Genomic DNA, 11564 nt, shown 5'->3' on the forward strand with positions numbered 1-11564 from the left:
GGCCACTTTGCAGAGTGGTCTATTTTTTATCCTCTGTGCCCCATGAGATTGTGATTCGGTTACCAATAAAATAATCCGTTTTATACCCTGCTAGATTAAGCATGTCAAGAAGTACTTCACGTGTTTCACTACTCTCTATCTCAACTAATTGAAAAGCGTAGTGGTTTTTACCGGATATTGCAGCTTCTTCAATCCCACGTACCATACTTTTAAATACTGGACCTTCCAATACTTCTTTAATAAATACTTGACGATTAGCATGAGCTACATCTGCAATCTTTTCAGCTGGTGGTAATGTGACCATGATTCTCCTCCTTATAAATTAATGGTTTACGTTATTTCCGAATAATCATCACAGTTTCAGGTAATATCGAACCTATAGCCTTTCCGAATTCTTTCAAATTTCCTTTTCTATTTGTGAAAGACGGAAATTCTGCATGCAACTTCCGCAAACAATCAGCTTTTGTGCCTTTTGCATAAACTGTATTAGTGGATTGTCCAACAGCGTAATGTGTCATTTACTAAAACCTCCTTTAATCGCATTACTAATCAACACAAGTCTTAGTTCTAATGGAATGGATAACCATTTATTTTGTTTGGATTTCAATTACTTCATCTCCTTCTCAATTACTTAAAGTAAGAATTAGAACCAAAATAGATACTATTAAAACAAATAGTGATAATTTAAAATCAGATTCTCTTATTTTGGTTTTAAGATTATTTGGCTTCCTACAGTACGAACAGTAGTTATCGCTTTTAAGAACATTCGAACCGCAACGACTACAATTTTTCCCTATAGTTTCCAAGTTCTCACCTCCTTTAAAGTGTCATTTGACTATTACAACTATCAATTTCCATCTGCAAAGTTGTGGAAGGTCTCCATAATCGAATGAAACGAATTGCTTCTTCCTGTTTTACTTTCGGAATATCTCCGTATCTAGGAACCTTGAAATACTGTTTAAATTCATTCCAGAATGCAGAGAATGCCTTTTTGCTGATTTCTATATACGCATTAGAATCTTTCCCACCAAGAGCATGTACAATTGATTTTTTAGCTTCTTGTTGTATCTCTTGTTGTTGTAAAGAATCAATCCGCATACTTCCTTTTAGATAGTCCACATCTGATTTAATGCCTTTAATTTCTTGCTCATGCTTTAGTGCTGCTTGTAATGCTAGTTCCAAACTGTTAATTGGTTTATTTAATTCCTGTTCCATTTTGTTGAACTGTTCGATATATTTCATTGCGAATCGTGTACCTTTTTCTCCTGTCATTCTAGTTGCATATAGTTCGCAACCTTTTTTACTTAATAGGTAACAAGGCAACTCTTTGTTTTGCGAATTCATGTAAGTTGATTCGATGAAATACGACTCGCCAATTTTGGTGTCACCTAAATGTTCTGTTATATTGCGGATATCACGAATTACTTTATCATGAGTTCTTCCTACCATTTCAGCTACGTCCCGACTATCCGTTACTAACTGACCGTTAATATTAATAATGTCCAATGTGTTTCCTCCTTTGATTTTCAATCTGTTAAACTATTTACAGAAAGGATGGTGATAAATTTGGATAAAATAGTTTATACATTAGAATTTGATGATGATGCAGCAAATTCTCGTGCTAATGATCTTTTACAAAAAGGCTGGACCCTTTTACATGTTGGTACTAAAATGATCGATACTTTAAATAATGGACAAGCGTACTACAATACCACTTATGTTGTAGGAGCCAATCAGGAACAATATGAATTGTTTGAAATAGAATCCTCAAAAGAAAGTTCCTTAGAAAGTCTTATCAAAAAGCTTGAGGATTAGTAATTACTTTTTCGTAAAGTCCTTTATCTGCTAGATAGAGGGCTTTATTTATTTCTGTATAATTCAAACCGCTTTGTTGACTAATAGAAATAATATCCTCGGTCAATTTTCTTACAGGTACGCTTTGGATTGCTTTTTTTATATCAACTGGAAGTCCATCTGTTAATTGTATTTTCTTCATTTGCTTTACCTCCCCTATAGTTATTTGCAAATCGACTAAAGCAATTCAGAAATTATAATTTCATTCAAAACTATTTTTTGACACTTCCATTCTTCAAAAACTTTGGCACCTTGTCTTGTAAGCATATTTTTTAAGTACGACTTGCCGGTCGGTCCTTGCTTACCTGATATCAAAATGGGAGTGTCTTTTTTTATTGCAGTTATTATCGCTTTCTTATCCCTTTCACTTAGCCAAAGAGGTAATTTAATTTCGCTTTCTTGCGACTCGTATTTTTTGCGAACTTTTACAACTAGGTAACTTTCTTCCACACTTATAACCTCCCTTAGAGTGATTTCCAAATCTTCCTCATGCTCCAATATGCTAATAAACCAAGTGAACCGAAGATTATTAAGTTTGCTATTGGTGTCATTGAGCTACCTCTTCATTGGTAAACCATTTTTCAATAGTTTCTTTATGAAACAAAACTCGTCCACGTATTTTTTTATGAGGGATTTCATGGAGCCTTGCCATTGTATAAATAGTTGTAATTGAAACTCCTAACAACTCCGCAACTTCGTTTACCGTTAAAGTGATTCTTACCAAGATCAACCTCTCCTTCTCTTAGATAGATAAAATCTTTCGTATATGCTTAATATGTTCTTGTGCTTTCGGACCATCTTTACGTCCGCGGATAATATCCGATAGATATGCATTTGAAATTCCTACTAAATCTGCAAGTTCGTTCTGTTTCATTTTTCGCTTAAAAAGTTCACTTCTTACTTGTACTCCCAAGTCTTCTGGCATTACCTAACCTCCTCATTTCGTTTAATTCATACCGTCATTGGCTCGGTAACACAGCGCTAAAGAAAAAATAAGCTAAATTATTAACTAATTATATTGACTTAAATAATTCTATAGAGTAATATTTAGACATAGCTAAATAAGACTTCAAAAGCCTGTAAGAATCACATTTTTAACCGTTCCCCAACGTTTAAATGTTTTGATAGGTTGTCTTTTTTTGTTGACTTTTAGCGAATAACTTAGCTTATGGGATAATAATAACTCTATAGAGTAATAAAGTCAACCGTTTTTACTCTATTTAATTATTTTTCTCGTAATAAAGGAGAAACCGTTGATATGACGATATTTGAAAGAATAAAATTGTTGTCTAATGAAAGAGGATTAAATATAAAAGACGTTGCTATTAAACTAGGATATGGCGAAAATTACTTCTACTCATTAAATAGTGGAAAGAAACCATCATCAGATAAATTAGAAGCTATTGCTGATTACTTTGATGTTAGTACTGATTATATTTTAGGTCGCACAGACAAGAAACGTTATTACGATTTAACCGAAAAAGATGAACAAGATATACAAAAAGAGCTCAAAAAGATAATTGATGGAGACGATGTGGATAGCGCTTTTGCAGCTTTTGACGGAAGAATCTTAGATGAATTAGATGAGGAAGATAGACAATTGTTGATAAATTCATGGGGGAATACACTAAAATTGACGAAGAAAATGGCAAAACAGAAATTCACACCTAAAAAATACAGAGATTAAGGTGCGGTGATTTTGGTGGAAATTCATGAAATTGTAAAGAGATTAATTAAAAAGTATGGAACGAGGAACCCTTTTAAGCTGACCGATCTACTAGGGGTACTCGTTGTATTCGAACCCTTAGGATCAGCATATGGCTACTATAGTAGAACTCACCGAACTAAGGTTATACATATTAATGAAAACTTACCATACATACAACAATATTTTACTTGTGCGCATGAACTTGGACATGCTGTGCAACACCCTAATACAAGCACTATTTTTCTAAAAAAGAACACTCTATTCTCTACAGACCGATTAGAAATAGAGGCTAATACATTTGCAGTTGAGCTCTTATTGCCTGATGAATTTTTTTCAAATTTAAGCTATTCAGATTATAACATCCATGATGTTATCAAAGAAAAAGGGATTCCAGAGGAGCTCTTATATTTAAAATACTTAGATGAAAAAAAATTTAATCTATAAAAGAACACTTGTGCTTATTAAAGGAGGCGTCGTCTATTACAGAAATTAAAATACTAATAAATTAGTTGTCCTAACGATGTATTAGAAAGGAGAAATAACGTGGCTAACATTGAAAAAAGAGGAGAAAGTTCGTATCGTTTCACTGTTTACTTACCTAAAAACGCTGAAGGTAAATATCCGAAAGAGCGGAAGTCTATAACTATTATAGAAAAATATACTCCTAAACAGTTAAAAGAGTATTTGGATCGTGAATATCTGAAATTTAAAGAGGAAGTCTTATCTGGTAATTATGTTTTACCAGAAAAAATGTTATTTTCAGCATTCGCAAATGAATGGTTAGTAAAATTTGCAATGAAAGAGCTCTCTAGTACTACTTTTGCAAATTATGAATCTAAGTTGGTAAATAGCATTTTACCTGTTATTGGTCATGTGCGAATGGACGAAATCAACACTATGATGTTGCAGTCACTTATGGATGGCTTGAAAAGGAAAGATGGAAGCAGTGTAGAACTATCTTTCTACACGAAATTTGATGTTTATAGAACATTACGAAGTATTTTTAAATATGCCGTTCAATGGAAGGTACTTATTAAGAATCCTCTAGATGGTGTAACTAAACCTAAGAATAGAAATAAAAAAGTAGTGAGTGCATATGAAGAGGAAGAAGTTGCCGTCATATTTAATGCTCTGAATGGGGAACCTTTCAAGTGGCGCGTGTTTGCCATACTTGCGATTATCGCAGGGATTAGACGTGGAGAAAACTTAGCTCTTGAATGGTCCGATATTGATTTCGAAAATAGTCGAATCGACATACATGAAAGTATTGTATCAGCTGACGGAAAAACAGAAATCAAAGATACTAAAACTGACTCTTCTAATCGTCTTGTTTCGCTCCCAGCATCTGTTATGGACGAGTTAAGAAAGTATCGTATTCATTGGGTGCAAGAAAAATTAAAGGCGAAGAATTGGACGGAAACCGAACGTGAATGGTTATTCCATCAACGTAATGGAACTTATGCACATCCATCTTCTGCAACTCACTGGTGGAATAAATTCGCTAAAAGATTAGATCTACAATACATTCGATTGCATGATCTACGTCACACATCTGCAAGTCTATTAATTGCTCAGGGTGTACACCCGAAAATAATTTCAGAACGATTAGGGCATGCGAATATTAAAATCACGATGGATACTTATGGCCATGCATTACGTTCTGCTGATCAAGCTGCAGCCGATACATTTGAAAGTCTGTTTCAACCAAAATCCCTCAATAAATGATTGGGGTTAAATTGGGGTTAAAAACGGGGTTAAATAATGATTATTAGTTTTAATGGCGATAATAAAAACAACTACAAAAGCCTCTACAACAACATTCCTTCGATTTTAATTCACCTCGACAAGGTGGGGGTCGCTGGTTCGAGACCAGTCGGGACCATCCTTTTCATAAGCCTATAAACGTTGATTTATCAATGTTTATAGGCTTTTCCTTTTAACCAAAATCACTTATTTCCTCCCTTAGTAGTATGGTTTGTCCGCAATTTGTCCGCAGTATTTTCTTCATTACTTTGGACAGCATTGTGAAAAGTGTCAGCGATATCATTATCTATGCTTTGTAATAAGTGCGCATAAAATTCTAATGTAGTTCTAGGACTTGAATGACCTAAACGATTCGAGATTCTAACTATATCTATACCAGCTGCAATAAGAAAAGATGCGTGGGTGTGCCGAATATCATGGAATCTAATATCTGTAATCCCTATACTTTTTATTATGCGCTTCATAACATGAACAACATTTCTCGAATCTTGAAAGGTCCCATTATTGGTACAAATAATTAAATCATGATCCTCATACATTTCACCAACTAATTCTTTCCACTCATCTTGTTGCCTTTTATGATATCTTAATTCATTTATTACAAACTCAGGAACATTAATTCTTCTAATTGAACTCGTAGTTTTAGGCGTTGTGAAAATATATCCCTCTTTTGGAATAGTAGCTAATGAACGATTAACTTGGATAATTTGACTATTGAAATCAATATCACTCCATTTTAACCCTACGATTTCTCCTCTCCTCATTCCAGTGTATATGGCAATTAGGAAAGTAAAGTAATGCCTTTCCCCCTTGCAATTTGTTGAAAATTGTTGAATCTCTTCCTGTGACCAAATATTCATTTTCTGATATCGTACTGAAGGCGGATCAGAATCTTTCACTGGCTCCCCACCTGAAATAGCTGAAAGAATTAAAACTGGTATTAATATTAACTAAATAACTTGCAGTGCACTTGCAAACCTTCTAATCCCTTCATGAATGTTTTCCTCATTTGCGCTAGCAAATGTAAACCGTACACAATTCTTTTTTGAACCCATTGTGGAACCAGGAACATAAATAACACCCCTCTTTATTGATTCTTCCAAAAGTTGTACTTCATTAAAATCCTTCTTAATTTCACACCAGATATGAATACCGCCTTCAGGAATAAGAAAATTAACTTGGTCCCCCAAAAACTCAGATAGACTGGAAACAATTTGATCTCTTCGTTTTCTTAATTGCACAACTAAGTTTTTAATATGATGTTTAAATTCATTTGATTCTAAAAAATCATTTGCAATCCATTGGTTGAAACTAGCATGTCCAAAATCAATCTGTTGTTTCGCATCTGATAATCTTTCAATAACGGGTTTAGGACCGATTATCCAGCCAATTCTTAAACCTGAAGCCACAATTTTAGACAATGAACTAATATATAAAACGTTGCCATTAACATCCATTGATTTTAAAGATGATATTTGTTCTCCTGAAAAAGAAGTTAAACTGTATGGATCATCCTCGACGACAGGTATTCCATGTTCAGAAGAAATCTCCAAAATACTCTTTCTTCTTTTTTCATTGAGTAATGTGCCAGAAGGGTTTTGAAAAATCGGATTGAGAAATATCATTCTTATCCGATGCTTTTTATATAGCGAAATGAGGTCCTCTGGGTTAATTCCATCATTGTCTACAGGCAAATAAAATATTCTAAGTCCAGCTGACTTAAAGATAGGAAGACTGTAATGATAAGATGGTTCTTCAATCGCAACTGCATCTCCTGGCTTTAGCAGGCATTGTACTACTAAATGTATAGCCTGTTGAGCGCCAGAAGTGATAAGTATGGAGCCTGGGCTACTCTCTATTCTTCTTGAATCTCTAACATGTTTTAAAATTGTTTCTCTTAATATTCTGTTCCCTTGAGGGTGGTCGTACCCAATACTTCCTGCATATGATCTGGTTGAAGTAATATTCCGTAAGTCCTTTATGGGAAAAAGATCCTCTGACAACTCTCCACTCGCCATATTAATAAGATTCTGTTCTTCTATTTCTTTACGTATTTTTTGTGTAACGGGCAAATTCGGTAAAAAGGAACCTGCTTCCACATATCTATTCCAACTGGGGATTCTTTTTTTGGTAATTCCCCAAATATCTTTACTAATAGTTGTACCACTTCCTCGGTTCCTCTTAATTAGCCCATTAGACTCTATCTCATCATATGCTGCAATAACTGTACTTCTATTTAGATTTAACTCCTTCGCTAATGATCTTTCGGAAGGCAAAGGCTTGTCAGGTGGAAATGTACCATCAGCTATTCCATTTTCAATATACTCCGCAAGTTGTTTATAGATAGCCTTTTTTGCTTTTCTATCAGGTTTCCAGTCCATATCTAACCATTCCTTACAATAAAGTATTTAGTACACACACTAATAATGTAGTATACCCATAAATGAACAAAAATAATTACCAGAATGATAAGATAAGCTATTCCGTAATAATCTCATTATTTATCTCTTATGCTATGACTGCTTTTTTGGGTTAATGTGGTTTGGTTAATCTACTCTTCAATTATAAATGAGTCTTAGTATTTTTAATCACTTATACCACTTACCCCTCCATTTACACCTTGACCATATAAAAGAGAATCATGAATGAAATCATGATTCTCTTTTCTTATCTTGTTGTGTTTAATGCATCTGCAAATCTTTTTAATCCTTCATATATTATCTTTATAAAGAAATGTTTATCTTTCTAACCTAATTACTCATAATACAATAAATATTAATGCTTGTACCCACCCACATTTGAATAAGTTTAGCCATCCAATTTATCGCATTCTACCATTACCCAAACATTATAAAGCATATTAAAAGCACTTTTATTAAGATATTTTGAGACTATTATATTGCTAAATATCACTTTAAAAATGTTTTCTTAAATGAACATTTAGTGAAACATCCCACATTTAATTGCTATATTAAATTATTGTCATTAATATAAATCACAAGTACCTACAGGGAAATTAGGTAACCAGATATTATTAATTAAGGAGGTGATATATAGTGACATGGACGACTATTCTAATTATAGTACTTGGAGCAATTTTAAAATTTTTAATGACTCCCCCAAGTGCACTTGTCGCATGGGTTTTAAGTAAGTTTGCACTTCATCCAAAACTTGATTCAAAAGATATTAATGTAACCTTTAACGGAACGCAGTTAACAGAGGGAGAAAAGATTAAATTTAATGACTATTTTAATGAAGCTCTTTTTTTAGAAAGCCAACACATATTTCCTGGGAATGAAAAGTCTTTTCTAAATCCAGAGACTAATATTATTCCATTTGTTATTAAAGTAAAAAGTAGAAAAAAAGAAATGAATTTCTTTGTATATTGTAATGATGACAACATTGATGTAGTCAAGCAGTGGAAGAAAAAAGTTGCTTGCTATAGTCTTAGTTCTGAGCATCTACAAAAGTTTACTATTTCAAATAGTATAAGTGAAAAGGCTTGATATACATCCTTAAGCAAACCCCGATAAATAATGTAAAAAGTAATAGATAAAAACCTTTGACTCTAACCCAACTTCAACTAGTCGATTAGAAATGAACCTCTCTACCTTAGGGTAGATTGTGTTCTTCCCCCCTCATAGAACCGTGTTTGCGTTATTTACGCACACGGCTCCTCCTAGTCATTATTCACAAATATATAGCTAATCTCTTTTCTTAAGTCGTTTATATCCAACTTAATCTTGATGAAGGTAACGGATATTTATGCAGAAAAAAATTGAATTTATCCCAAGTAAAGGATTTTCTTTGACCTCTTCTGTTGAGCCATTTAAACATCTGTAATCTCAGCTTCATAATTGAAAGAAAGCTTCGCTCTTATATTGGAAGCAACCAACAAGGCAAGTAGACCACTGGAACCTCCCCAGTAGCCCCTCTCAGAACCGGACGTGAACCTCTCAGCTCATCCGGCTCCAATTATTCAGCCTTAGGCTTTATTCCTAGTTCCCAATGTTTGAAGAGATTAGGATTCTGAATAGCAATCCTGCCCATAACCCTTTGGAATTAGATATTAAGCTAGTAATATTATCCAAACTAATAAAATAATAAGTTTTAATACTTCGATTTTTTATTTAATTCTTCAATTTGACGTGCTAGTGGTAACAAAGCATTCCAGACATAATATTGTTTAACTTCACGAAACGGATTCTTACCATCAGTAATACCTAATTTCATCGCTTCTTGACGTACTTTTTCTGGCATCCCCTCACCCCTGTATTTTGCAAGAAAAAAGTACAAAGTATTGCAATGTTTTTTACAGAGTGTTGCCACCAAAGATATCTTCAATTTGAACGGGAGAGCGCATTAGCTAGGCGATAACTTTCACCAACATATGTAATAATATGAGCGTGATGTATTAATCTATCAACTAACGCTGCTGTTAGCCTGCTATCAGTGAAAATTCTATTCCACTGGCTAAACTCCAGGTTTGAAGTAACGATTAAACTCTTCTTCTCATAAAACTCTGTAATTAATTGAAATAAAAACTCCGCACCTTCCTTACTAAATGGTACATATCCCATCTCATCTAAAATTAACAGTTGGATACTATCGAATCTTTTTCGAAATGCACTTAATTTGCCATGTCTGTGCGCTGTTTCAAGCTCCTCTACCAAATGAGCTACTCGATAAAATCTCACTTCATAACCCATTTCACACGCTCGTCTTCCTAACGCAGAGGCTAGGTGAGTTTTCCCAGTACCTGGTGCTCCGACGAGCACTAGATTCTGATATTCCTTTATAAAGTCTAGGTGCTCTAATTTGTCCTTATTTAACGTTTGAGGTAAACGAATAGCCGAATTCCAACTATATGTTTCTAACGATTTATTTTCTAAAAACCGAGCCTTTTTAATGTTCCTGTCTATTTTTGTTGACTCACGCATCTCTATTTCTTTCGTGAAAATATCCACCAAAAAATCCTGAGGAGTAGAAAATTCAATGTCTTCAAATGAATCGGCCACATGCGCTAGTCTAAGTTGTTTACAAAGATTCCGAAGATTCTCTGTCATTATTCAGAACCCCCTTGATGCCCTAATTGATCATATTCATTCCAATTAACATCATAAGGATGATCTTGTTCAAGTACGGAATCTGTTTCTACAAGTATGTAGAAATTCTCGCTTATTTCTTCTAATGGATATCTAGAGAGTAAGGCAAGAATTACTTCTAAGCGTTGTTTGCGTACGTGATTAGAAGGAATATCCAAGTAATCTTTAATTCTACCTGGTAGATATCGACGATATCTGGAGTATTCCACTACTCGAGGTTTTAACATCCAAGATTGGAAAATTTGTTTCCATGGAATTAATCTACGCTTATTCATGTAGGGTCTTGGACCTTCTGCTACAATTTCTCCATCTGGTGTGACAACCTTGTATTCATTCCATGTGGAAACCAAAAATAATTGTACATAATTCTTGCCTTTAGGTATGTGTAAAACAGTATTATCCAATTTAATTTCATTGTATGAATTTACTTTAATCAGCTGTTCTTTTCTCACCGGGTAATCCGAATCCGGTAACTTTTTTAGAGAGTTTTTTTCTTCTTCCCATAACTGGTATATTTCTTGTTCTTTACTGTAATGCTTTCTGTATTGGTCTTCAATAGAGAAGGTTAATAATTGCCCCGATAAGTCATCCAAGCCAGTAATGACTGGAGGAACGCTGAAAAAATTATAACGAATATAGCCAACCTTTTTCTCTACATTTCCTTTTTCATTTCCACTTCGTACATTACATACTTGTGTATCAAAGCCATAAAACAGTTGAAAACGCATAAATTCATCCGTTAATTGGGCTTCTTCCGTTTTACTTCGTGTCTTTTTAACTGCTGGAGTAAGATTATCTATTCTTATTTTTCTCGGTACACCACCAGCCTTCTTGAACAGCTCTTTTAAGCCCTCTAAAAAACATTCCTGATTTTCGGATGGCATAGGTTCATAGAATGCACCGTTACTAAATGGAAAGGACATGATAAGTAAACGAATATCACGAGTTTTCCCATCCTCTACTGCCTCCATTACTCCAAAATCTACTTGTGCTTCTCCCGAAGGGTGTTCTAACCTTTCAGATCCTTTATCAGGTACAGTCGGATCATTTTGAACTTCCCATTCTTCAATAAAATTACATACTGTTCTATAAGAACCTTTGAAACCATAGGTTTTTAGCTCATTAAAAATTTG

17 protein-coding genes are annotated in these 11564 nt (G+C 34.2%); 5 read left to right on the forward strand and 12 right to left on the reverse strand.

The window, feature by feature from the left end; genetic code table 11:
- Nucleotides 1-19 precede the first annotated feature (19 nt).
- From LDK52_RS10250 to LDK52_RS10260, 3 genes are all read right to left on the reverse strand, one after another.
- Nucleotides 20-304, reverse strand: a complete 285-nt coding sequence (locus LDK52_RS10250) for a hypothetical protein (RefSeq protein WP_277585865.1) — start codon at nucleotides 302-304, stop codon at nucleotides 20-22.
- Nucleotides 305-335: 31 nt separating this feature from the next.
- Complete coding sequence (locus LDK52_RS10255) at nucleotides 336-518, reverse strand: hypothetical protein (protein WP_277585866.1); 183 nt, start codon at nucleotides 516-518, stop codon at nucleotides 336-338.
- A 301-nt stretch (nucleotides 519-819) separates the two neighbouring features.
- Nucleotides 820-1506 (reverse strand): Rha family transcriptional regulator, encoded by a 687-nt coding sequence (locus tag LDK52_RS10260; protein ID WP_277585867.1) that lies wholly within the window; start codon nucleotides 1504-1506, stop codon nucleotides 820-822.
- Between the two features lie 60 nt (nucleotides 1507-1566).
- On the opposite strand from LDK52_RS10260, the gene LDK52_RS10265 reads away from it, so the two are divergent.
- On the forward strand, nucleotides 1567-1815 hold the full coding sequence (locus LDK52_RS10265; RefSeq protein ID WP_277585868.1) for a hypothetical protein: 249 nt from the start codon (nucleotides 1567-1569) through the stop codon (nucleotides 1813-1815).
- Here the strand turns inward: LDK52_RS10265 and LDK52_RS10270 are convergent.
- The 4 genes from LDK52_RS10270 to LDK52_RS10285 all read right to left on the reverse strand — a co-directional run bounded on the left by LDK52_RS10270 (nucleotide 1796) and on the right by LDK52_RS10285 (nucleotide 2779).
- On the reverse strand, nucleotides 1796-1996 hold the full coding sequence (locus LDK52_RS10270; protein ID WP_277585869.1) for a hypothetical protein: 201 nt from the start codon (nucleotides 1994-1996) through the stop codon (nucleotides 1796-1798). The two genes, LDK52_RS10265 and LDK52_RS10270, sit on opposite strands and share 20 nt — an antisense overlap.
- A gap of 35 nt (nucleotides 1997-2031) precedes the next feature.
- Nucleotides 2032-2304, reverse strand: coding sequence for a hypothetical protein (locus LDK52_RS10275; RefSeq protein WP_277585870.1), 273 nt, complete (start codon nucleotides 2302-2304; stop codon nucleotides 2032-2034).
- Between the two features lie 97 nt (nucleotides 2305-2401).
- Nucleotides 2402-2578 carry a helix-turn-helix domain-containing protein gene (locus tag LDK52_RS10280; RefSeq protein WP_277585871.1) on the reverse strand — a complete coding sequence of 59 codons (177 nt, stop codon included), beginning with the start codon at nucleotides 2576-2578 and terminating at the stop codon, nucleotides 2402-2404.
- A gap of 18 nt (nucleotides 2579-2596) precedes the next feature.
- A complete protein-coding gene (locus LDK52_RS10285; protein ID WP_277585872.1) occupies nucleotides 2597-2779 on the reverse strand; it encodes a helix-turn-helix domain-containing protein in 183 nt (60 codons plus the stop codon).
- 333 nt (nucleotides 2780-3112) lie between these two features.
- Here LDK52_RS10285 and LDK52_RS10290 point away from each other — a divergent pair, with 333 nt between their 5' ends.
- From LDK52_RS10290 to LDK52_RS10300, 3 genes are all read left to right on the forward strand, one after another.
- On the forward strand, nucleotides 3113-3541 hold the full coding sequence (locus LDK52_RS10290) for a helix-turn-helix domain-containing protein (protein WP_277585873.1): 429 nt from the start codon (nucleotides 3113-3115) through the stop codon (nucleotides 3539-3541).
- Nucleotides 3542-3556: 15 nt separating this feature from the next.
- Nucleotides 3557-4006, forward strand: coding sequence for an ImmA/IrrE family metallo-endopeptidase (locus tag LDK52_RS10295; protein WP_277585874.1), 450 nt, complete (start codon nucleotides 3557-3559; stop codon nucleotides 4004-4006).
- 99 nt (nucleotides 4007-4105) lie between these two features.
- On the forward strand, nucleotides 4106-5287 hold the full coding sequence (locus tag LDK52_RS10300; RefSeq protein ID WP_277585875.1) for a site-specific integrase: 1182 nt from the start codon (nucleotides 4106-4108) through the stop codon (nucleotides 5285-5287).
- A 221-nt stretch (nucleotides 5288-5508) separates the two neighbouring features.
- Here the strand turns inward: LDK52_RS10300 and LDK52_RS10305 are convergent, their stop codons facing one another.
- The gene (locus tag LDK52_RS10305) at nucleotides 5509-6225 is read right to left on the reverse strand and encodes a site-specific integrase (RefSeq protein ID WP_277585876.1); all 717 of its coding nucleotides are present in this window, start codon (nucleotides 6223-6225) and stop codon (nucleotides 5509-5511) included.
- Between the two features lie 51 nt (nucleotides 6226-6276).
- On the reverse strand, nucleotides 6277-7707 hold the full coding sequence (gene pdxR / locus LDK52_RS10310) for a MocR-like pyridoxine biosynthesis transcription factor PdxR (protein ID WP_277585877.1): 1431 nt from the start codon (nucleotides 7705-7707) through the stop codon (nucleotides 6277-6279).
- Nucleotides 7708-8382: 675 nt separating this feature from the next.
- On the opposite strand from pdxR, the gene LDK52_RS10315 reads away from it, so the two are divergent.
- The gene (locus LDK52_RS10315; protein ID WP_277585878.1) at nucleotides 8383-8832 is read left to right on the forward strand and encodes a YfmQ family protein; all 450 of its coding nucleotides are present in this window, start codon (nucleotides 8383-8385) and stop codon (nucleotides 8830-8832) included.
- Between the two features lie 604 nt (nucleotides 8833-9436).
- On the opposite strand, the gene LDK52_RS10320 is transcribed toward LDK52_RS10315, so the two are convergent.
- From LDK52_RS10320 to istA, 3 genes are all read right to left on the reverse strand, one after another.
- The gene (locus tag LDK52_RS10320; protein ID WP_277585879.1) at nucleotides 9437-9586 is read right to left on the reverse strand and encodes a hypothetical protein; all 150 of its coding nucleotides are present in this window, start codon (nucleotides 9584-9586) and stop codon (nucleotides 9437-9439) included.
- 80 nt (nucleotides 9587-9666) lie between these two features.
- Nucleotides 9667-10392 (reverse strand): IS21-like element helper ATPase IstB, encoded by a 726-nt coding sequence (gene istB, locus LDK52_RS10325; protein WP_277585880.1) that lies wholly within the window; start codon nucleotides 10390-10392, stop codon nucleotides 9667-9669.
- Nucleotides 10392-11564, reverse strand: a 1173-nt coding sequence (gene istA, locus LDK52_RS10330; protein WP_277585881.1) for an IS21 family transposase, incomplete at its 5' end; no start/stop codon positions are given. The genes istB and istA, both read right to left, overlap by 1 nt.

The organism is Psychrobacillus antarcticus (assembly GCF_029533155.1).
Taxonomy (GTDB): Bacteria; Bacillota; Bacilli; order Bacillales_A; family Planococcaceae; genus Psychrobacillus; species Psychrobacillus antarcticus.

Excerpts from the sequence above, each read along its gene's own strand:
- LDK52_RS10250 (WP_277585865.1), bottom strand. The coding sequence starts at position 304 with ATGGTCACATTACCACCAGCTGAAAAGATTGCAGATGTAGCTCATGCT.
- LDK52_RS10255 (WP_277585866.1), bottom strand. The coding sequence starts at position 518 with ATGACACATTACGCTGTTGGACAATCCACTAATACAGTTTATGCAAAA.
- LDK52_RS10270 (WP_277585869.1), bottom strand. The coding sequence starts at position 1,996 with ATGAAGAAAATACAATTAACAGATGGACTTCCAGTTGATATAAAAAAA.
- LDK52_RS10285 (WP_277585872.1), bottom strand. The coding sequence starts at position 2,779 with ATGCCAGAAGACTTGGGAGTACAAGTAAGAAGTGAACTTTTTAAGCGA.
- LDK52_RS10290 (WP_277585873.1), top strand. The coding sequence starts at position 3,113 with ATGACGATATTTGAAAGAATAAAATTGTTGTCTAATGAAAGAGGATTA.
- pdxR (WP_277585877.1), bottom strand. The coding sequence starts at position 7,707 with ATGGACTGGAAACCTGATAGAAAAGCAAAAAAGGCTATCTATAAACAA.
- LDK52_RS10320 (WP_277585879.1), bottom strand. The coding sequence starts at position 9,586 with ATGCCAGAAAAAGTACGTCAAGAAGCGATGAAATTAGGTATTACTGAT.
- istB (WP_277585880.1), bottom strand. The coding sequence starts at position 10,392 with ATGACAGAGAATCTTCGGAATCTTTGTAAACAACTTAGACTAGCGCAT.